The sequence below is a fragment of the Cupriavidus sp. DL-D2 genome (genome assembly GCF_039710735.1).
Lineage (GTDB): Bacteria > Pseudomonadota > Gammaproteobacteria > Burkholderiales > Burkholderiaceae > Cupriavidus.
Genome location: NZ_JBDKXK010000012.1, coordinates 212,780 through 232,515, shown reverse-complemented (window position 1 = coordinate 232,515; position 19,736 = coordinate 212,780). Strand labels below are relative to the sequence as shown.

Here is a 19,736-nt window from a genome sequence, read left to right as displayed (position 1 = left end):
CCCCCCCCCCCGCGGTTCTAACACCACAAGTCGTGGCTTGAACCTCCGACCCTCTCCCCCTGCCCCTCTCCCGTTTTACGGGAGAGGGGAGCAAACCAAGGGCAACGGTTACACAGCGCTCACGCCTCCATCCACCGCCAGCACCTGCCCCGTAATGTGCTTGCCTGCATCCGAAGCAAACAGCAGCGCCGCACCCTTTAGATCTTCGTCATCGCCCAGGCGGCGCAGTGGCACGCCTTCGCACATCTTGTCCACGCCGATGCGTTCCAGTGAGCCGCGCGTCATCTTCGACGGGAAGAAGCCCGGTGCCAACGCGTTGACCGTGATGTTGTGCTCGCCCCATTCCGCCGCCAGCGTGCGCGTGAAGTTGATCACGGCGCCCTTCGACGTGTTGTAGGCAATGGTTTCCATCGTGCCCGGCGGGTTGCCGGCCAGCCCTGCAATCGACGCCACGTTGATGATGCGGCCGTGGCGGCGCGGGATCATCGACTGCTTGCCGATTGTCTGCGACAGCAGGAACAGCCCGCGGATATTGAGGTTCATCACCTTGTCCCAGGCTTCGACCGGATGGTCTTCGGCCGGGGCGCCCCACGTAGCACCCGCGTTATTGACGAGGATGTCCACATGGCCAAGCCGGGCCAGTGCTTCATCGGCCAGCCGGGCGATCTCGTCATCGCGTGCAGCATCGGCAGCGATGAACGACGCGTCGATGCCGCGCGCCTTCAGGTGCGCCTGCGCGGACTCCAGTTCGTCAGCCTTGCGCGCCGACAGCACCACGCGCGCGCCCTGCTCGCCGAGCGCCTCGGCAATCTGAAGCCCCAGGCCGCGCGAACCGCCGGTGATCAGCGCGGTGCGGCCCTTGAGGTCAAACAGTTGCTGGATGGTTCTCATGGTTGTCTCCCGTTCTAGTTTTTTAGAACCAGCTGTCCTGCATATCCAGCGTGGTCCGGTCCAGCGAGGCGAGCAGGTCGAACTGCGGATACACCTTCGGCAGTTCGAAGCGGAAGAAGTACGCCGCTGCCGCCAGCTTGCCGCGATAGAAATCGATATCGTCGCCCTGCGCCGACGCCAGCGCGGCCTGTGCGACCAGCGCCTGTTCCAGCCAGATCCACGACACGACCACGTGCCCGAAGGCTTCGAGGTACACGGAAGCATTGGCCAGCGTCACGTTCGGATCGCCCGCCGCCCATAGTTCGCGCGTGACCTCGGCCAACCGTCCGGCAGCGGCGCCAAGCGCCTTGGCCTGTTCGGCCAGCGTGGCATCGCCAGTACCCACCGCCCTTGCGCAGGTGGCCTGCACCCTTTGGCCCAGCAACTGGAACGCTGCTCCGTCCTGCATCACGACCTTGCGGCCCAGCAGATCGAGGCCCTGGATGCCATGCGTGCCTTCGTGGATCGGATTCAGGCGGTTGTCGCGATAGAACTGTTCGACGTTGTATTCGCGCGTGTAGCCATACCCGCCATGTACCTGGATGGCGAGGTTGTTGGCTTCAAGGCACCACTGCGACGGCCAGCTCTTGGCAATCGGCGTCAGGATGTCGAGCAGCAGCGACATTTCGCGATGCTTTGCTGCATCGCCCGCCGCCTTGGCCGCGTGCTCGTCGTCCACGAGCCGGGCGCAATACAGGTTCAGCGCGAGGCCGCCTTCGACATAGCTCTTCTGCGCCAGCAGCATACGGCGAACGTCGGCGTGCTCGACCAATCGGACTTGCGGCGACGCCGGGTCCTTGCCTTGCGGTCCGACCGGACGCCCTTGCGGCCGGTTGCGCGCGTAGTCGAGCGAATGGAGGTAGCCGGTGTAGCCAAGCGCCACGGCGCCCAGGCCCACGCCGATGCGCGCCTCGTTCATCATGTGGAACATGCAGGCCAGGCCCTTGTGCGGCTCGCCCACCAGATAGCCGATGGCACCGGCCTTGCCGCCCGGCTGATACTTCATGCCCTCGCCGAAGTTCAGCAGGCAGTTGGTGGTGCCGCGATAACCCATCTTGTGGTTCAGGCCAGCCAGCACCACGTCGTTGTGCTCGCCCAGCGAACCATCGGCATTGACCAGATACTTCGGCACGATAAAGAGCGAGATGCCCTTTACGCCCGGAATCAGCTTGCCATCGGGGCCGGGGATCTTTGCCAGTACCAGATGGACGATGTTCTCCGACAGTTCGTGCTCGCCGGCCGAGATCCACATCTTGTTGCCGCGCAGGCGGTATTGCTGGCCCAGTGGCGATTCGCCTTCATAGTCGGCGCGCGTCGCGACATCGGACAGCGACGAACCCGCCTGCGGCTCCGACAGGCACATCGTGCCGAAGAAGCGGCCTTCCAGTTCGGGACGCACAAAGGTGTCGATCTGCGCCGGGGTGCCGTGCGTCAACAACAGGTTCGAGTTGCCGATCGTCAGGAACGGATACGAGCTGGTGCCAACGTTGGCGGCCTTGAAATAGGCAAACGCCGCCTTTTCCAGGGTGACCGGCAACTGCATGCCGCCGTAGTCGTAATCCTGGCCGGCGGCCATGAGGCCAGCCTCGCAGAACGCCTTCAGCGCGACCTTGACCTCAGGAATGATCGTAACGGTCTCGCCATCGAAATGCGGTTCGTGCGCATCGCTTTTCTTGTTGTGCGGCGCGAACAGGTCGGTGGCGATTTTTTCGCAGGTATCGAGCGCGGCATCGAAGGTCTCGCGCGAATGGTCTGCAAAACGGGGAATCTGCGTCAGTGACTCGGCATCGAGCCATTCGTACAGCACGAAATTGAGATCACGACGGGAAAGGATCAGCGACATGGAATGCGAAGCTCCGGGCTGAAACGAGAAGGAAGTGTATAGCTGGCTTAGCTCCCCTCTCCCGCCCAGCGGGAGAGGGGTTGGGGGAGAGGGGCAGCGGTTCAAATTGCCACAAACCGGCAAGCAGAACCTCGTTCCCTCTCCCCTGCCCCTCTCCCGGAGGGAGAGGGGAAACAACAACGACAACAAGAAGCAGTCGAAATGCCTTACAGCACCTCGAACAACCCAGCCGCACCTTGGCCGCCGCCGATGCACATCGTCACCACGACGTACTTGACGCCGCGACGCTTGCCTTCGATCAGCGCGTGGCCAACCAGACGCGCGCCCGACACACCGTACGGGTGGCCCACGGCGATGGCACCGCCGTTGACGTTCAGGCGATCCATCGGGATGCCCAGCTTGTCGGCGCAGTACAGCACCTGCACGGCAAAGGCTTCGTTCAGTTCCCACAGGCCGATATCGTCGACCTTGAGGCCAGCCTTCTTGAGCAGCTTCGGCACCGCGAACACCGGGCCGATACCCATTTCGTCCGGCTCGCAGCCTGCCACGGCAAAGCCGCGGAACACGCCCAGCGGTTGCAGACCCTTGGCAGCGGCCACGCGTGCATTCATCACCACGGCTGCCGAAGCGCCGTCCGAGAATTGCGATGCGTTGCCGGCCGTGATCACGCCACCCGGCATGGCCGTGCGGATCTTCGAGACGCCTTCCAGGGTGGTGTCGGCGCGAATGCCTTCATCGGCGTCGATCGTGACTTCCTTCGTCAGCAGTTGACCGGTGGCCTTGTCAGCCACGCCAGCCAGCACCGTCATCGGCACGATCTCGTCCTTGAACTTGCCGGCTTCCAGCGCGGCAGCGGCACGCAGCTGGCTCTGCACGCCGTACTCGTCCTGGCGATCCTTCGAGATGTTGTAGCGCTTGGCCACGTTCTCGGCGGTCTGCAGCATGCTCCAGTAGATTTCCGGCTTGTTCTTGTTGAGCCAGCTTTCCTGAATCATGTGGCGGTTCATTTCCTGCTGCACGCACGAAATGGATTCCACACCGCCTGCCACGAAGATGTCGCCTTCATCGGCGATCACGCGCTGCGCGGCCATGGCGATGGTTTGCAGGCCCGACGAGCAGAAGCGGTTGACGGTGGCGCCAGGCACGGTGACCGGGCAACCGGCGCGCAGGGCGATCTGGCGCGCGATGTTGGCGCCGGTGGCGCCTTCGGGATTGGCACAGCCCATCAGCACGTCTTCCACTTCGCCGCCGTCGATCTTGGCGCGGGAAATGGCGTGCTGCACCGCATGGCCGCCCAGCGTGGCGCCGTGCGTCATGTTGAAAGCGCCCTTCCAGCTCTTGGCCAGCGCGGTGCGCGCGGTGGATACGATGACTGCCTCGTTCATGTGTTGCTCCTCGGATTCTTTGTGTCTCTGCGTCTAGCGGAGGGATGTTCGGTGTCTGCGAAGGGATGGCATCGTTGCCCTCCCTTCGCGTATCGGCCAGTCAGCTTTTCAGCTTGTCAGCCGTTGAAGCCCTTGCCTTCGTCGGCCAGCTTCTGCAGCAGCGGCGCAACGGTCCAGGCTTCGCCGTGGTAACCCTTGGCGTAGCGCTTCATCGACTGGGCGACGTTGAACAGGCCAACCTGGTCTGCGTAGAGCATCGGGCCACCGCGGAACAGCGGGAAGCCGTAGCCGGTCAGGTAGACCATGTCGATGTCCGACGCCTTCGAGGCAATGCCCTCCTCCAGGATCTTGGCGCCTTCGTTCACCAGCGCGAACACCAGGCGCTCGACGATTTCCTCGTCCGAGATCTTGCGGCGCGTGATACCGAGCGACTTCGAATGCTCGACGATCATGTCGTTGACCTGCTGGTTCGGGTACGGCTTGCGGTCGCCCGCCTTGTAGTCGTACCAGCCTGCGCCGGTCTTCTGACCGAAGCGGCCCATTTCGCACAGCAGGTCGGCGGTCTTCGAGTACTGGATGTCCGGCTTGTCCACGGCGCGGCGCTTGCGAATGGCCCAGCCAATGTCGTTACCGGCGAGGTCGCCCATGCGGAACGGGCCCATGGCAAAGCCGAACTTCTCGACAGCCTTGTCCACTTGCTCCGGCAGCGCGCCTTCGTCCAGCAGATAGCCGGCCTGGCGGCTGTACTGCTCGATCATGCGGTTGCCGATAAAGCCGTCGCAGACGCCCGAGACCACGGCCGTCTTCTTGATCTTCTTGCCGATCTGCATGACGGTGGCCAGCACGTCCTTGCCGGTCTTCTCGCCGCGCACCACTTCCAGCAGCTTCATCACGTTGGCCGGGCTGAAGAAGTGCATGCCGACCACGTCCTGCGGACGACGCGTGAACGAGGCAATCTTGTTCACGTCGAGCGTGGAGGTGTTGGAGGCCAGGATCGCGCCGTCCTTCATCACTTCGTCCAGCTTCTTGAAGACGATTTCCTTGACGCCCATTTCTTCGAACACGGCCTCGATCACGAGGTCGGCATCCTTGATGTCGTCATAGGACAGCGTGGTGCTCAGCAGGCCCATGCGCTGCTCGACCTTCTCGGCCGTCAGCTTGCCTTTCTTGGCGCTGTTGTCGTAGTTCTTGCGGATGATGCCGACGCCACGGTCGAGCGCTTCCTGCTTGGTTTCCAGCATGATCACGGGGATGCCGGCGTTCAGGAAGTTCATCGTGATACCACCGCCCATCGTGCCGGCGCCGATCACGGCAACCTTCTCGATCTTGCGGACCGGCGTGCCTTCCGGCACATCGGGGATCTTGCTTGCGGCGCGCTCGCCGAAGAACGCATGGCGCAGCGCGCGCGATTCCGGCGTACCGACCAGGTACATGAAGCCTTCGCGCTCTTCCTTCAGACCTTGCTCGAACGGCTTCAGCGATGCGGCCACGGCGTCCACGCACTTCGACGGCGCCGGGAAGTTCTTTGCCACGGCTGCCACGGTGTTGCGAGCGAAAGCGATGAAGCCTTCGGCGTTTTCATGGCGCACCTTCAGGTCACGCACCTTCGGATGCGGGCCGCTTGCAGCGCCCACGTTCTGTGCGAACTTGACGGCGGCAGGCAGCACGTCGCCGTCAACGACTTCGTCGAACAGCTTCGAACCTGCGAACTTTTCGGAAGGAATGGCCGTGCCGGACACGATCATGTTCAGCGCGTGCTCGAGCCCGATCAGGCGCGGCAGGCGCTGCGTGCCACCGGCGCCCGGCAGCAGGCCCAGCTTGACTTCGGGCAGCGCAATCTGCGCGCCCTTGGCGGCCACACGGTAGTTACAGCCCAGTGCCAGTTCCAGACCACCGCCCATGGCCACGGAGTGGATCGCAGCGACGACCGGCTTGGTCGAGGCTTCCAGCACACGGATCACCGAGTGGAGCGTCGGCTCCTGGGTGGCCTTGGGCGTATTGAATTCGCGGATATCGGCGCCGCCCGAGAATGCCTTGCCGGCGCCGGTGATGACGATGGCCTTGACGGCTGCATCGTCCAGCGCACGGGTCATGCCTTCGACGATGCCGAGGCGGGTGCTGTGACCCAGGCCATTGACGGGGGGATTGTCGAGCGTGATGACGGCGACGCCGTCCTGAACCTGATACTGCGCTGTCATACAAGTTCCTTTGGTGTGTGCGAGTCCTTGGGCCTTGCCTCTGGGGACTCCAGTTGTCTCGGGATTCGAATTCTCGAATAAAGGTGTTGCCGTACTGCGGTCTTGCCAGGATCGCGGCGGCTATGTTTTTGTGTCCGCAATCCCTTGCTCCACAAGCCCCTCCGGCTTGAAAGCGGGTCAAGCATACACAAAATAGCACGGTCGTTCAATTTCATTTTTCGACCATGAAAGTCCCGTCATGCGCAGGCTTCATGCCGGGATTTTCCGGCGTTCATGGTGAGCCGCCCCACCCCGCAAATCCCTCAGGGGGAACCCGTAGAGAATTGGTTTCGGTGCTGGACTTTGTTACTTTTGCGCCACTTTGTTTGCCTGGCGACTTTGCGAACATTTTTCATTGGAGGGCGGCCTCCAATCGTTGAAGAAGTCTGGGGTTGATGGTCCGCAAAGACAACGCTGACTGGCCTTGTCTATCGTCGAGGGTTCTTGTCGTCTGCAAAGGCCCTCACCATGTCAGTCGTTACGCACTCCCTAGTCTGGGCAATAGAAAGGGATCCTCGTCTAAAGAAAACGGTAATGGAGGCGCATCTCGCGAAGTTCGGCCCGGTCGCGCGGACGACCGATGTCCGGCTCATGGTCGAGATGTTGGGCCTCGATGAGACGGCTCGGCGCATGGAGGCCCGACGTGCCAAGCTCGAATTCAACGGCAGGATTCTCCGATGGATCGAGAACGGCATGGCGTCTCGAACTTGGTTTGCGGTGTCTGGAGCGCGGGGATTTCAGGACAAGCGGTATCAGGATGTTTGGAGTAAAGGGCCGATTCCGCAGGGGTACTACACGGCTAGACAGTCTGAGTTGCAGCGCAGAGAAGATTACCCGGCGTGGAACGTGGTGGCGTGCTACTTCGGCAAGGTTCCCCATCTGAAAAAAATCTCTGGTGCGTGGCCCGGATGTGAAATTGCCTGGGGCAACCGTCGCATCTGGCTAGAACCATTTGCCGGAACCTCGACGTTCGGTCGTAGCAACTTCTCCATCCACGGCGGACGTTACGCCGGATCGGCAGGATGCATCGACCTGACGTCAAGCATGCCCGACTTCGTTGATACCTTTCTCAAGTATGGCAAAGACCTCCAACTTCGCGTTTGCTATTGAAGTCGCCGCCCGGATCGTCATCTGCATCGTATCGGGCTTGGACGCACTTGGCATGATCGAGCATCTAATGTCGGACCTTTACCCAGAATTCGCGGGTGCTATGGTGGCCAATCTGGGCAGCGCGCTGCTGACTTTCGGATCCATGGCGTGGCCGTCTCGTCTGAACGCTACACGATGGTATCTATGCGGACCGTATTTCGCGCTGACGATTTTGGGGATATACCTTGCCAACTGCCTCGAGTGCTGGACGTGGCTGGACAAGGTCAACGGATTGCTGGGGTTGAACCCATTCTCCGCATGACGAAAGCCGCCCGCTTCGCGTTAGCTATCAAACTTCTGCCCCGCGTCATCACCCTCATCTTGGCCGCCCTTGTCGCGCCAGGCATGGCCCAGCACCTGATATCGGGCCTGTACCCACACCTCACTGGCGCGATCGTGGCCTATCTTGCCAGCTCGCTACTAGCTCTTGGATCCATGGCATGGCCGTCTCGGTTGAATGCCACGCGATGGTATCTATGTGGGCCGTTCTTCGCGCTAACAACGCTGGGAATAGTATTTTCCCACTGCTCCATCTGCTGGTCGGGACTGTTCAAGGTCCATGAGTGGCTAGGAACAGACCCATATTCTTGATGGGTTCCGCAGGCTGCTTGACCTCACGTCCGGAATGCCTGACTTCGTCGACTATTTCCTTGAATATGGCAAAACATGGACCTTTGCGTCCGCTACTGAAGTTGCGGCGCGCGCAATCGTGGGCGTTTTCGCACTCTTAATGGTAGTGGCCATGGCCCTCCACCTGATTGATGGCACCTATCGCGAGTATTTCTGGTACGTCGTGGCGTACCTGGCAGTTGCAATCCCCGCGTCGGTGGGCCTGTTTTGGCCCGGCACCCGACCGCGAGTTCGCTGGTCACTCGCCGCACCTTTTTTCTTCATGACCTTTGCCGGTCTCATGGAAGCCTGGGGGTAGGCAAGAGAGGATCCTCGCCTCCCAAACCCCTAAACCTCCAACCATTCCTTCCTCACCTGCGCATTCGCCTTCAAATCCCGCGGCGTGCCCTCGAACACAATATGCCCGTGTCCCATCACATAAACGCGCTGAGAAATATCCAGCGCGATAGCGAGTTTCTGTTCGATCAGCAACACCGACACGCCGCGTTCCTTCAGCGTTTTCAGGAAATCTCCGACGAGGGTGACAATCATCGGGGCGAGGCCCTCGGTGGGTTCGTCGATCAAGATCAGGTCGGGGTCGCCCATCAGGGTGCGGCAGAGCGTCAGCATCTGCTGCTCGCCGCCCGATAGCACGCCGGCCGATGTGTTCTCGCGCTCTTTCAGGCGGGGGAACATCCGATACATGTCCTCCACGGTCCAGCGCGGCTTCTGCTGGCGTGGGTTGCGTTTTTCGCCGAGTAGCAGGTTCTGGCGGACGGTCAGCGTCGGGAAAATGTCGCGGTTTTCGGGTACGTAGCCGATGCCTGCATGAGCGATTTCGAACGTGCGCCGTCCGAGCATTTCCTGGCCACGGAACTTTACCGAACCTTCCGCGCGAACCATGCCGAGGATGGCCTTGGCCATGGTCGAGCGTCCCACGCCATTGCGGCCGAGCAGCGCCACGATCTCGCCATCGTCGATATGGGCATCCACGCCATGCAGGATGTGGCTCTTGCCGTAATAGGCGTGCAGACCGGAAACTTCGAGCATGGGCTGGCTCATCCGAGCGCTCCTTCTTCGGCGTGTTCGTCGAGCGTGGTGCCGAGGTAGGCTTCCTTGACGCTCCGATTGTTGCGGATGGCTTCGGGGGTGTCGGTGGCGATGACCTCGCCGTAGACCAGCACCGAGATGCGATCGGCAAGGCCGAACACCACGCTCATGTCGTGCTCCACCATCACCAGCGTCTTGCCTGCCGTGACCTTGCGGATCAGTTCCACTGCGTGGTCCGATTCCGAGCGGCTCATGCCCGCCGTGGGTTCATCGAGCAGGATCACGTCGGCGCCGCCCGCAATCGTGATGCCGATTTCCAGTGCGCGCTGTTCGGCGTAGGTCAGCAGGCCGGCCTGCGAATTGCGCCGATGCTGCATGCCGATCAACTCCAGCACCTCGTCGGCGCGCTCCTTGGCGTCGCGCAGCGCCGAGAGCCTGTGCCAGAACGAATACTTGTAGCCGAGCGACCAGAGCACCGCGCAGCGCAGGTTCTCGAACACCGACAGCCGATGAAAGATGTTGGTGATCTGGAAGCTGCGCGACAAACCCATTCGATTGATCTCGAATGGTCGCAGTCCCGCAATGCTCTGCCCGTTCAGCTTCACCACGCCCGACGTCGGCGCAAACCGCCCCGAGATCAGATTGAACGTGGTGGACTTGCCAGCGCCGTTCGGGCCGATCAGCGCGTGGCGCTCGCCCTTGCCGATCGTCAGCGTGACGCCACGAATGATTTCGGTCTGGCCGAACTTCTTGCGGACGTCGGAAAGCTCCAGTGCGGCCACTGTCATGCCAGTCCTCCCGTTTCGGCCTGGATGGCGTCAAGTTGCGCGCGGACCTTCGATCCGGCCCATCGCCATGCCAGGCACCCTACCGCCCACAGCACTGCCGCCACAATCCACGGCGTCAGCGTGCCCGCATCGAAGGCAATGCCGAACAGGCTCATGACCGTGCCGTTGGCACTATCTACCTGCACCTTGTAGATCAGTTCGACGCTCAGGATCGCAGCGGCAAGCAGAATCACCCCCGCCACAGCGCCCTGCGCATAAGACGGCAGCATCCGGCCGAACTGCTTCTTCGCCACGAGCGGCAATTGCATCAGCAGCAGGCTGGCAATGCCACCCGGCACGAACATCACCATCATCACGAAGAACAGCCCGAGATAGAGCAGCCACGCCTTGGTCAGATCGGACAATGCCACCGCAAACAGCGTGAAGACGATGGCGCCGATCACAGGACCGAAGAACACGCCGGCACCGCCGATGAACGCGGCCAGCAGCACGCCACCGGAGCGCACCGCGCTGACGTTCTCGGCCGAAACAATCTCGAAGTTGATGGCCGACAACGCACCAGCAATGCCCGCGAAGAACGCCGACAGGATCAGCACCAGATAGCGCACGCGCTGCGTGTTGTAGCCGATGAATTCCACGCGCTCGGGGTTGTCGCGCACGGCATTGGCGATTCGGCCCAACGGTGTCTGCGTCCACGCGTACATGGCCACCATCGACACGAAGCACCAGATCGCGATCAGGTAGTACACCTGCCGGCCCGGACCGAATGTCAGGCCGAGGAATGATTCACCCACCACGCGATTGGTGGAAATGCCACCCTCGCCGCCGAAGAAATCCGGGAACATCAGCGAACTCGCGAAGACCATTTCGCCGATACCCATCGTGATCATCGCGAAGGTCGTGCCGGATTTTTTCGTCGTCACATAACCGAACAGCACGCCGAAGAACGCGCCAGCCAACCCGCCCACCAGCGGCAGCATCGACACCGGCAACCAGACCTTGCCTGCGCCCACCATGTTCAGCACATGCACCGCGATAAACGCGCCAAGGCCCGAATACACGGCATGCCCGAACGAGAGCATGCCGGTCTGGCCCAGCAGCATGTTGTAGGACAGCGCGAAAATGATCATGATGCCCATCTGCGACATCAGGGTCACCGCGAAGCCGCCGGTGAAGATCAGCGGCATCACGATCATCAGCAGCGCCGTGATCGACCAGATCACCCAGCGCGCCAGGTTCAGCGGCCGGTAGCGCATCGTGCGGCCCGTGATCACGGGCGCGGAGCTTTGTTGCATCGTTGTGGACTCCATGGCTCAGCTCTCCCGGGTACCCATCAGGCCGCGCGGGCGGAAGATCAGCATCACCACGAGCAGCAGGTAAGGCAGTACCGGAGCAACCTGGGCCACGGTGAGCTTCCAGACCGAACTGAATGGCGTGGCATCGGTAACGGCGACACCGAAGGCACCGAACAATCCGGCCAGCGAGGCATCGATCGTTACCGCAAAGGTCTGCAGCACGCCGATCAGGATCGATGCGATGAACGCCCCGACCAGTGATCCCATGCCCCCTACCACGGCTACCACGAACACGATGGAACCGACCGCTGCCGCCATCGACGGCTCGGTGACGAATGCATTCCCGCCGATGACACCGGCCAGCCCGGCCAGCGCCGCACCACCGCCGAAAACCATCATGAACACGCGCGGCACGTTGTGGCCCAATGCCTCGACCGTTTCCGGATGCGTCAGTGCCGCCTGGATGACCAGGCCGATGCGTGTACGCGTCAGCACAAGGTAGATCGCCACCAGCATGCCCAGCGAAACGAGCATCATGAACGCGCGATATTTTGGGAAAGAGGACGTGAAGACCGTGAACAGCGGCCCGTCAAGCTCGGCGGGTATCCGGTACGGCACGGCGGCCAGTCCCCAGACGAGTTTCACACCTTCCTCGATCAGATAAGCCAATCCGAACGTGAACAGCAGTTCGGCCACGTGCCCGTATTTATGGACGGTGCGAAGTCCGAACCTTTCCACGAGTGCGCCCGCAGCGGCCACCAGCAACGGCGCGAAGATCAGCGCCGGCCAGAAACCGATCTTGGAAGCGATGGTGTAGGCAAAGTAGGCGCCCAGCATGTAGAAGCTGGCATGCGCAAAGTTCAGCACGCCCATCATGCTGAAAATCAGGGTGAGCCCCGACGACAGCATGAACAGCAGCAGCCCGTAGCTGAGGCCGTTCAGCAGCGAGATGACGAAGAATTCCACGGCAAAGTCCCCGGTCCGGAGCCTGATTCGACAAAGGCGACATTGTCAGGGGTTCCCGCGCTGGCGGGAACCCTTCGCGCGCACAAGGCGTGGAGATTTGAACCGGCAACGCTCGGCTCACTCCCAGCCCGACTTCAGCGTGCAGGCTATTGCGACGATCCTGGCCGCTTCATCTGGCAGGAGGTGGGCTGCGCGGCCACGAACTGGTCGAGCGCGGCATCGGTCTTCCAGCCGTACCCGGTGTTCTCCTGGTCGTACTTGACGTCCTTGCCGTTAACCTTGGTCCAGGTGGCCACCACCAGCGGCTGCTGGGCCTGGTGGTCGGACGCGCGCATTTCCACGGTGCCGTTCAGGCTTTCCACCTTGATGTTCTCAAGCGCCTTGGCCACCTTGACCGGATCGGTCGAGCCGGTGTCCTTGAAAGCCTTTGCCAGCATGGCGATGCCCGTGTACGACGCCATCACGTAGAAATCGTCGTTGTACTTCTTCTTGTAGCCTTCGATCACGTCGGCACCCTTGAAGCCGGCGTTGTTGGGGTTGTAGTAGCCCACGTACTTGACGTGCTCCGCACCGGCCGCGCCCATGGCTGTCGGCACGCCCGTGGTGCCGGCGTAATACGTGTAGTAGTCCACGGGCAGACCCGCGTCCTTGCCGGCCTTGATCAGCAATGCCAGGTCGCTGCCCCAGTTGCCGGTGATGACCGTATCGGCCCCGGCCGCCTTGATCTTGGCCGCGTACGGCGCAAAGTCCTTGACCTGGGCCAGCGGGTGCAGGTCCTCCCCCACGATCTGGATGTCAGGACGCTTGCGCTTGAGATAGTCCTTGGCGGCGCGCGCCACCTGATGGCCGAACGAGTAGTTCTGGTTGATCAGGTAAACCTTCTTGACCTTCGGATCCTTGGCCAGGAACGTGGTCAGCGCCTCCATCTTCATGTCCGAGTTGGCGTCGAGCCGGAAATGCCAGTAGTTGCACTTGCTGTTGGTCATGTCCGGGTCCACCGCCGCGTAGTTCAGGTAGACGATTTCCTTGCCCGGATTGCGCTCGTTGTGCTTGGCCACTGCATCTTCGAGCGCCAGGCCCACCGACGAGCCGTTGCCCTGCACGATGTAGCGGATATTCTGGTCGACCGCCTGCTTGAGGATAGTGAGGCTTTCCTGCGGGCTCAGCTTGTTGTCGAAGCCGACCACCTCGAACTTGTGTGCTCCACCCCAGTTCTTCTGGTTAGCCAGTTCCGCCACGTACTGCCAGCTCTTGAGCTGGTTCTGCCCAACCGGGGCCATCAGGCCCGACAGCGGATCGATGAAGGCGATCTTCACCGTATCGGCAGCCGCCACGCCAGACACCAGCGCCGAACCCATCAGAACGACTGCAGCCACTCCGGTTACCAGCGGACGCAACTTGGTCATACCTGTCTCCTTCGATTATTGTCGTTGGCGAATCGCAGCGGCCGGCGCCCTCCAGTGCGCGGACGGCCGTCTTCGCGAGATCCCGCGCTCTTTGGCGTGAATCCCGCAAACTGGCGCTGCCTGGTCCTGTGCGGAAATGCCCCGGATCACTCCGGGGCACCCATCAGGCGCCGGGCAGCCGGTAGTCCTTGAACTGCTCCCGCAGCTTGAGTTTCTGCATCTTGCCGGTGGCCGTCAGCGGAATTTCGGTCACGAAGGCGACATCATCGGGAATCCACCACTTGGCGACCTTGCCCTCGAAGAAGGCCAGCAGTTCCTCGCGCGTGACGTTGGTGTCCGGGCGCTTGACCACCACCAGCAACGGGCGCTCGTCCCATTTCGGGTGGAAGGCAGAAATGCAGGCGGCCATGTGAACGGCCGGATGCGCAGCGGCCACGTTCTCGACATCGATCGACGAAATCCATTCGCCACCAGACTTGATCACGTCCTTGCTGCGATCCGTGATCTGCATGTAGCCCTCTGGATTGATCGTAGCCACGTCGCCAGTGGGGAACCAGCCGTCCACGAGCGGGCTGCCTTCGGCCCGGTAGTACTTGCTGATGACCCACGGCCCGCGCACCAGCAGATCGCCGAACGCCTTGCCGTCCCACGGCAATTCGTTGCCTTCGCCATCGACGATCTTCATGTCGACGCCATATATGACGCGACCTTGCGTCTCCAGGATCTTGTGGCGTTCGTCCTCGGACAGATCCTTGTGCCTTGCCAGCAGCTTGCACGAGGTGCCCAGCGGCGACATTTCCGTCATGCCCCAGGCATGGATCACTTCCACGTCGAGCGCTTCCAGCGCGCGGATCATCGCGGGCGGCGCCGCCGAACCACCGATCACGGTGCGGCGGAACGTGGAGAATGTCAGATTGTTCGTCTTCACATGCTGCAGCAGGCCCAGCCATACCGTCGGCACACCGGCGGAGAACGTCACGCCCTCCTGTTCGAACAATTCATAGAGCGAGGCACCATCGAGCTTGGCGCCCGGGAATACGAGCTTGGCGCCGACCAGCGGCACCGAGTAAGGCAGGCCCCACGCATTGACGTGGAACATCGGCACGACGGGCAGGATCACGTCCTTGGCCGAGCAACCCAGCGCATCGGGCAACGCCGACGCATAGGAATGCAGCACCGTGGAGCGATGCGAGTACAGCGCGCCCTTCGGATTGCCCGTGGTGCCCGACGTGTAGCAGAGGCTCGACGCGAGGTTCTCGTCGAACTCCGGCCACTCGTAGTTGCCATCGTGACGGTCGATCAAGTCTTCGTAGCAGATCAGATCGACCTTGGATTCGGCGGGCATATGGGCCCGGTCGCTCATCAGCACCCAGCCCTTCACGTTCGGGCAGTGCGGCGCCACGCCTTCCACCAGCGGCAGGAAGGTGGCGTCGAAGAACACATAGCGGTCTTCGGCGTGATTGACGATGTAAGCGATTTGCTCGGGGAACAGTCGCGGATTGATCGTATGGCAAACCGCGCCCGAGCCGGACACGGCGTAATAGATCTCAAGGTGCCGGTAGCCGTTCCACGCCAGCGTCCCCACACGCTCGCCCTGCCCCACGCCCAGCGCCCCGAGTGCCTGGGCCAGCTTGCGGGCACGCAGTTCACAATCGGCATACGTATAGCGGTGCAGGTCGCCCTCGGTACGGCGAGAGACGATTTCCGTGCTCCCGTAGTAACGGGCGGCGTGCTTGATGATGGAGGAAATGAGCAGCGGCGCGCTCATCATTTGACCCATCAATGCCATGAAACGGTCTCCTTGTTCTATGTTCGGGCACGAAAAACGAACAATCGTTCTTATTTTTGACCGATCGTTCCCTCGCGCGGCGAATGCGTCGACAAAAGCGAATAGCGGTTGAAAAAATCGATGAACTGACGCGCAAGAGGCTCTCTCCAACCGCTTGCGGACCCTGCCATGCATGGGATTGATGTCCGCCATTTGCAGCGCTTTTCGATGGTCTGCGTTGCGGCGGAAACCCTTGGTCAACAGGGGAAAACCGGTGCAAGTACAATACTGCGACCCCTGACGCGCCTCAATATGTCGTTTTCCCCTAGCGCCGCCGCCCCCATGCCCACTGACTCCACCGAAGCCCTCCCCCGCACCGCCTGCGCTGTTCCGTTCACTACGGCGCCCGGCATTGCCGCGCTGGGCGAACGCTTTTTTACGCGCCTCGCCCCCACGCCACTGCCTTCCCCCTATCTGGTCAGCGTGGCGCCTGCGGCAGCCGCATTGCTCGGCTGGGATGAAGCGGGACTGGCCCGCGCCGCGCAGGATCCTGCATTCCTCGATACGTTCATCGGCAATGGCGTGCCCGACTGGTCTGATCCGCTGGCCACCGTGTATTCCGGCCACCAGTTCGGCGTATGGGCGGGCCAGCTTGGCGATGGCCGCGCGATCCGCATTGCCGAGGCACAGCGACCCGATGGCCCGTGGGAAATCCAGCTCAAGGGCGCCGGACTGACGCCGTACTCGCGCATGGCCGATGGCCGCGCGGTGCTGCGTTCTTCGATTCGCGAATACCTGTGCTCGGAAGCCATGTACGCACTCGGCGTGCCCACGACGCGAGCGATGTCGATCATCGGCTCGGATGCGCCGGTCCGCCGCGAGACGCTGGAAACGTCCGCCGTGGTGACGCGCCTTGCGCCGAGCTTTATCCGCTTCGGACATTTCGAGCATTTCGCCGCGCGCGAGGATCATGCCAGCCTGAAGCAACTGGCCGATTTCGTGATCGACCGCTTTTATCCGGCTTGCCGCGATGACGCCAGCCCCTATCAGGCACTACTGCGCGAAGTATCGCTGCTGACTGCCGACATGGTGGCGCACTGGCAGGCAGTAGGGTTCTGCCACGGCGTAATGAACACCGACAACATGTCGATCCTCGGCCTGACCATCGACTACGGCCCGTTCGGCTTTCTCGATGCATTCGACGCCAACCACATCTGCAACCATTCGGATCAGCAGGGCCGCTACGCCTACAGCCAGCAGCCGCAGATCGCGTTCTGGAATCTGCATTGTCTGGCTCAGGCACTGCTGCCACTGTGGCGCGAGACCGATGCAGCGAATCCCGAAGCGGCCAAGCAGGCTGCGATCGATCTGGCTCACGAGGCACTGGACCCCTTCCGCGACCGGTATGCCTCCGCCTTCTTCCGCCACTATCGCGCCAAGCTCGGCCTGCGCGCCGCTCAGGACGACGATGAAGCGTTGATGACCAGCCTGTTCCAGTTGCTGCACACGCACCGTATCGACTACACGCTGTTCTGGCGCAATCTCGCCGAAGTCAGCGCGAATGGTGCCGGGCAAGACGCGCCCGTGCGCGACCTGTTCATCGACCGCGCCGCCTGGGACGCCTGGGCGAGCGAATATCGGGCGCGGCTTCAGCAGGAACAGTCGGACGACGCCGCACGCGCCGTTGCCATGCGGCAGGTCAATCCCAAGTACGTATTGCGCAATCACCTGGCCGAAACCGCGATCCGCGCCGCACGGGACAAGGACTTCTCGGAAGTGAACCGCCTGCTGGCCGTGCTGTCGAAGCCCTTCGACGAACAGCCCGAGGCAGCCCAGTATGCGGCGCTGCCGCCGGACTGGGCTTCCGGCCTTGAAGTCAGTTGCTCCTCGTAATTTCACGGCTTTCTTTCGCGCAGTTCATCCCCATATCGCCGAGGCAGCCCCCCCCCGGCCACAACAACGAGAGGAAACAAGATGACCACGACCAAGACCGACGCCGAATGGCGTGAGCAGCTTTCCGATATCGAATACCGCGTGGCACGTGAATCCGCCACCGAGCGGCCCTTCACGGGCAAGTACTGGGACCACTGGAACCAGGGCATCTACCATTGCGTGGGCTGCGGCACACCGCTGTTCGAGTCGGCGACCAAGTTCGACGCCGGCTGCGGCTGGCCAAGCTATTTCAAGCCGATCAACGGCGAGGTCATTGCCGAGCACGCCGACCACACGCACGGCATGACGCGCGTGGAAGTCCGATGCAAGGAATGCGGCAGCCATCTGGGCCATGTCTTCGAGGATGGCCCCGCGCCAACCGGTTTGCGCTATTGCATCAACTCGGCTGCGCTAAAATTCGACGATCGCGATCCGGACGAACGTGGGTGACCACCGCCGCACACCGGACGCCCGTCCAATCCGATGTGCGGATTGCCAGTGGGCCGGCCTCGCCGGCTGGCCCCTCACCCAGCGCATCACTTTGACCATCACCGCATGAAATTTCTTTTCGACCTGTTCCCGGTCATCCTGTTTTTCGTCGCATTCAAGCTGTTCGGCATCTATCCCGCTACAGCGGTGGCCATCGCGGCCACGGTGCTGCAGATCGTCTGGGTCCGCATCCGGCACGGCAAGGTGGAGCCGATGCAATGGGTCAGCCTGCTGATCATCGGTGTCTTCGGCGGCGCCACGATCGTGCTGCACAACGACACGTTCATCAAATGGAAGCCGACGGTGCTGTACTGGCTGTTTGCCGTGACGCTGATCGGATCGGTCATCGGCTGGCGCAAGAACCTGATCCGCGCCATGATGGAAAAACAGGTCACGCTGCCCGAACCGATGTGGGGCAAGCTCAACGCTGCCTGGGCCGCGTTCTTTGCGCTGATGGGCGTGCTGAACCTGTACGTGGCGTACCAGTTCTCGACCGATACCTGGGTCAATTTCAAGCTCTTCGGCGGCATGGGACTGATGGCGGTATTCATCGTGGCACAGAGCCTCTGGCTGTCGCGCCATATCCAGGAAACACCGTCGCAGGAAAGCGGCCCCAAGTAACGGGCGCCCACCTTTCTTTCCCTGTCCGTATTCCCTTATCAAGGATCTTCGTTTGGCAGCCGACCCCGTCCACATCGAGGCATTGCTACGCGCAGCGCTCTCCCCTTCCCACGTGCATGTCCATGACGACAGCGCCGCCCATGCCGGGCATGCCGGTGCGGCGTCCGGCGGGGGGCATTACAACGTCCTGATCGTCAGCGAGCGCTTTGCCGGTCACTCGCGCGTGGCGCGCCATCGTATGGTGTATGATGCGCTGCGCGAACTGTTCCCCGTGCAAATCCATGCGCTGGCAGTCATCGCACATACCGAACAAGAATATCAATCCCGCGAAGCATCACGCGACGCGACCCGCAACTCTCAGAACTGATTCCATGAAGACCACCGTCCTCTCGTTCAGCCTGGCGGCTGTGCTCGCTGCAGGCAGCCTGCCCGCATTCGCCCAGAACGCCGCCGTTGTGAATGGCAAGCCCATCCTGTCGGCAAAAGTGGACAAGCTGATCGCCGGCACCGGACAACCCGCGTCGCCCGAACTGCGCGACCGTGCCCGCACGATGCTGATCGACCGCGAACTGCTGCTGCAGGAAGCCACCAAGCGCGGCATCACGCAACGCGACGATATTCAGGAACAGCTCGAACAGGCCCGCCTGAACGTGCTGGCCGGTGCAGTGTTCGAGGACTACGTCCGCACGCACGGCGCCAATGACGAAGAACTGCGCAAGCAGTACGACAAGATCAAGACGCAGTTCGGCAACGGCAAGGAGTATCACGCCCGCCACATCCTGGTGGAAAAGGAAGCGGACGCCAAGGCCATCATCGCCAAGATCAAGGCCGGCGCCAAGTTCGAGGACCTAGCCAAGAGCTCGTCAAAGGACACCGGCTCCGCGGCCAACGGCGGCGATCTGGACTGGGCCAACAGCAGCAGCTACGTGCCGGAATTCTCCGCCGCGATGACCGGCCTGAAGAAGGGCCAGATGACAGACACGCCGGTCAAGACCCAGTTCGGCTGGCACATCATCGAACTCGTGGACACGCGCGACGCCAAGGTCCCGACCTTCGAGGAAGTGAAGCCCCAGCTGCAACAGATGCTGATGGGCGATCAGGCATGGCAACGCGAGCAGTTCCAGGCCATGATGAAGTCGATCAAGGACAAGGCGAAGATCCAGTAACGGGCGCCTTTCCCGCTACCACAGTAAAAAAAGCCGGCACCTGAGTGCCGGCTTTTTCATTTGGCTCAGTAGATATGCGCGCTCGTGAACATTTGGCACCCA

General features: G+C 62.0%; 18 protein-coding genes. 8 read left to right on the top strand and 10 right to left on the bottom strand.

The annotated features are described in order from the left end of the window. Window positions 1-108: 108 nt before the first annotated feature. The 4 genes from ABDB81_RS10300 to ABDB81_RS10285 all read right to left on the bottom strand — a co-directional run bounded on the left by ABDB81_RS10300 (window position 109) and on the right by ABDB81_RS10285 (window position 6,356). Window positions 109-891, bottom strand: coding sequence for an SDR family oxidoreductase (locus tag ABDB81_RS10300; protein WP_346810969.1), 783 nt, complete (start codon window positions 889-891; stop codon window positions 109-111). Between the two features lie 22 nt (window positions 892-913). Beyond that, the gene (locus ABDB81_RS10295; protein ID WP_346810968.1) at window positions 914-2,773 is read right to left on the bottom strand and encodes an acyl-CoA dehydrogenase; all 1,860 of its coding nucleotides are present in this window, start codon (window positions 2,771-2,773) and stop codon (window positions 914-916) included. Window positions 2,774-2,979: 206 nt separating this feature from the next. After that, on the bottom strand, window positions 2,980-4,158 hold the full coding sequence (locus ABDB81_RS10290) for an acetyl-CoA C-acyltransferase (protein ID WP_137926708.1): 1,179 nt from the start codon (window positions 4,156-4,158) through the stop codon (window positions 2,980-2,982). Window positions 4,159-4,274: 116 nt separating this feature from the next. Next, window positions 4,275-6,356 carry a 3-hydroxyacyl-CoA dehydrogenase NAD-binding domain-containing protein gene (locus tag ABDB81_RS10285; protein WP_160472265.1) on the bottom strand — a complete coding sequence of 694 codons (2,082 nt, stop codon included), beginning with the start codon at window positions 6,354-6,356 and terminating at the stop codon, window positions 4,275-4,277. Between the two features lie 573 nt (window positions 6,357-6,929). Between ABDB81_RS10285 and ABDB81_RS10280 the strand changes: the two genes are divergently transcribed. The 3 genes from ABDB81_RS10280 (at window position 6,930) to ABDB81_RS10270 (ending at window position 8,472) form a co-directional block, all read left to right on the top strand. Next, window positions 6,930-7,505: a hypothetical protein gene (locus ABDB81_RS10280; protein ID WP_171020463.1), complete on the top strand. Its 576-nt coding sequence runs from the start codon at window positions 6,930-6,932 to the stop codon at window positions 7,503-7,505. After that, entirely contained in the window at window positions 7,471-7,806 is a 336-nt protein-coding gene (locus ABDB81_RS10275) for a hypothetical protein (protein WP_137926705.1), read from the top strand. Before ABDB81_RS10280 ends, ABDB81_RS10275 begins: the two co-directional genes overlap by 35 nt. 363 nt (window positions 7,807-8,169) lie before the next feature. Beyond that, the gene (locus ABDB81_RS10270; RefSeq protein WP_346810966.1) at window positions 8,170-8,472 is read left to right on the top strand and encodes a hypothetical protein; all 303 of its coding nucleotides are present in this window, start codon (window positions 8,170-8,172) and stop codon (window positions 8,470-8,472) included. A 29-nt stretch (window positions 8,473-8,501) separates the two neighbouring features. Here the strand turns inward: ABDB81_RS10270 and ABDB81_RS10265 are convergent, their stop codons facing one another. From ABDB81_RS10265 to ABDB81_RS10240, 6 genes are all read right to left on the bottom strand, one after another. Then, complete coding sequence (locus ABDB81_RS10265) at window positions 8,502-9,215, bottom strand: ABC transporter ATP-binding protein (protein WP_137928123.1); 714 nt, start codon at window positions 9,213-9,215, stop codon at window positions 8,502-8,504. After that, window positions 9,212-9,991 carry an ABC transporter ATP-binding protein gene (locus ABDB81_RS10260; protein WP_137928122.1) on the bottom strand — a complete coding sequence of 260 codons (780 nt, stop codon included), beginning with the start codon at window positions 9,989-9,991 and terminating at the stop codon, window positions 9,212-9,214. The genes ABDB81_RS10265 and ABDB81_RS10260 overlap by 4 nt, the downstream gene beginning before the upstream one ends. Next, window positions 9,988-11,301, bottom strand: a complete 1,314-nt coding sequence (locus ABDB81_RS10255) for a branched-chain amino acid ABC transporter permease (protein ID WP_346810964.1) — start codon at window positions 11,299-11,301, stop codon at window positions 9,988-9,990. The genes ABDB81_RS10260 and ABDB81_RS10255 overlap by 4 nt, the downstream gene beginning before the upstream one ends. Before the next feature lie 3 nt (window positions 11,302-11,304). Then, complete coding sequence (locus ABDB81_RS10250) at window positions 11,305-12,252, bottom strand: branched-chain amino acid ABC transporter permease (RefSeq protein ID WP_137928120.1); 948 nt, start codon at window positions 12,250-12,252, stop codon at window positions 11,305-11,307. A gap of 146 nt (window positions 12,253-12,398) precedes the next feature. Then, window positions 12,399-13,658, bottom strand: coding sequence for a branched-chain amino acid ABC transporter substrate-binding protein (locus ABDB81_RS10245; RefSeq protein ID WP_137928119.1), 1,260 nt, complete (start codon window positions 13,656-13,658; stop codon window positions 12,399-12,401). A gap of 163 nt (window positions 13,659-13,821) precedes the next feature. Continuing rightward, entirely contained in the window at window positions 13,822-15,447 is a 1,626-nt protein-coding gene (locus tag ABDB81_RS10240; protein ID WP_137928118.1) for a 3-(methylthio)propionyl-CoA ligase, read from the bottom strand. Window positions 15,448-15,768: 321 nt separating this feature from the next. Here ABDB81_RS10240 and ABDB81_RS10235 point away from each other — a divergent pair, with 321 nt between their 5' ends. The 5 genes from ABDB81_RS10235 (at window position 15,769) to ABDB81_RS10215 (ending at window position 19,634) form a co-directional block, all read left to right on the top strand. Continuing rightward, window positions 15,769-17,319, top strand: coding sequence for a protein adenylyltransferase SelO (locus ABDB81_RS10235; RefSeq protein WP_160472253.1), 1,551 nt, complete (start codon window positions 15,769-15,771; stop codon window positions 17,317-17,319). An 81-nt stretch (window positions 17,320-17,400) separates the two neighbouring features. Beyond that, window positions 17,401-17,808, top strand: a complete 408-nt coding sequence (msrB, locus tag ABDB81_RS10230; RefSeq protein WP_137928116.1) for a peptide-methionine (R)-S-oxide reductase MsrB — start codon at window positions 17,401-17,403, stop codon at window positions 17,806-17,808. A 105-nt stretch (window positions 17,809-17,913) separates the two neighbouring features. Beyond that, window positions 17,914-18,468 carry a septation protein A gene (locus ABDB81_RS10225; RefSeq protein WP_137928115.1) on the top strand — a complete coding sequence of 185 codons (555 nt, stop codon included), beginning with the start codon at window positions 17,914-17,916 and terminating at the stop codon, window positions 18,466-18,468. A 52-nt stretch (window positions 18,469-18,520) separates the two neighbouring features. Next, window positions 18,521-18,835, top strand: a complete 315-nt coding sequence (locus ABDB81_RS10220) for a BolA family protein (protein WP_137928114.1) — start codon at window positions 18,521-18,523, stop codon at window positions 18,833-18,835. Between the two features lie 4 nt (window positions 18,836-18,839). Beyond that, complete coding sequence (locus tag ABDB81_RS10215; protein WP_137928113.1) at window positions 18,840-19,634, top strand: peptidylprolyl isomerase; 795 nt, start codon at window positions 18,840-18,842, stop codon at window positions 19,632-19,634. Window positions 19,635-19,736: the final 102 nt, after the last annotated feature.

What these genes read in the sequence shown, in the direction of transcription:
- ABDB81_RS10300 (WP_346810969.1), bottom strand. Translation starts at nt 891, where the DNA reads ATGAGAACCATCCAGCAACTGTTTGACCTCAAGGGCCGCACCGCGCTG.
- ABDB81_RS10295 (WP_346810968.1), bottom strand. Translation starts at nt 2,773, where the DNA reads ATGTCGCTGATCCTTTCCCGTCGTGATCTCAATTTCGTGCTGTACGAA.
- ABDB81_RS10290 (WP_137926708.1), bottom strand. Translation starts at nt 4,158, where the DNA reads ATGAACGAGGCAGTCATCGTATCCACCGCGCGCACCGCGCTGGCCAAG.
- ABDB81_RS10285 (WP_160472265.1), bottom strand. Translation starts at nt 6,356, where the DNA reads ATGACAGCGCAGTATCAGGTTCAGGACGGCGTCGCCGTCATCACGCTC.
- ABDB81_RS10280 (WP_171020463.1), top strand. Translation starts at nt 6,930, where the DNA reads ATGGAGGCGCATCTCGCGAAGTTCGGCCCGGTCGCGCGGACGACCGAT.
- ABDB81_RS10275 (WP_137926705.1), top strand. Translation starts at nt 7,471, where the DNA reads ATGGCAAAGACCTCCAACTTCGCGTTTGCTATTGAAGTCGCCGCCCGG.
- ABDB81_RS10270 (WP_346810966.1), top strand. Translation starts at nt 8,170, where the DNA reads ATGCCTGACTTCGTCGACTATTTCCTTGAATATGGCAAAACATGGACC.
- ABDB81_RS10265 (WP_137928123.1), bottom strand. Translation starts at nt 9,215, where the DNA reads ATGAGCCAGCCCATGCTCGAAGTTTCCGGTCTGCACGCCTATTACGGC.
- ABDB81_RS10260 (WP_137928122.1), bottom strand. Translation starts at nt 9,991, where the DNA reads ATGACAGTGGCCGCACTGGAGCTTTCCGACGTCCGCAAGAAGTTCGGC.
- ABDB81_RS10255 (WP_346810964.1), bottom strand. Translation starts at nt 11,301, where the DNA reads ATGGAGTCCACAACGATGCAACAAAGCTCCGCGCCCGTGATCACGGGC.
- ABDB81_RS10245 (WP_137928119.1), bottom strand. Translation starts at nt 13,658, where the DNA reads ATGACCAAGTTGCGTCCGCTGGTAACCGGAGTGGCTGCAGTCGTTCTG.
- ABDB81_RS10240 (WP_137928118.1), bottom strand. Translation starts at nt 15,447, where the DNA reads ATGGCATTGATGGGTCAAATGATGAGCGCGCCGCTGCTCATTTCCTCC.
- ABDB81_RS10235 (WP_160472253.1), top strand. Translation starts at nt 15,769, where the DNA reads ATGCCCACTGACTCCACCGAAGCCCTCCCCCGCACCGCCTGCGCTGTT.
- msrB (WP_137928116.1), top strand. Translation starts at nt 17,401, where the DNA reads ATGACCACGACCAAGACCGACGCCGAATGGCGTGAGCAGCTTTCCGAT.
- ABDB81_RS10225 (WP_137928115.1), top strand. Translation starts at nt 17,914, where the DNA reads ATGAAATTTCTTTTCGACCTGTTCCCGGTCATCCTGTTTTTCGTCGCA.
- ABDB81_RS10215 (WP_137928113.1), top strand. Translation starts at nt 18,840, where the DNA reads ATGAAGACCACCGTCCTCTCGTTCAGCCTGGCGGCTGTGCTCGCTGCA.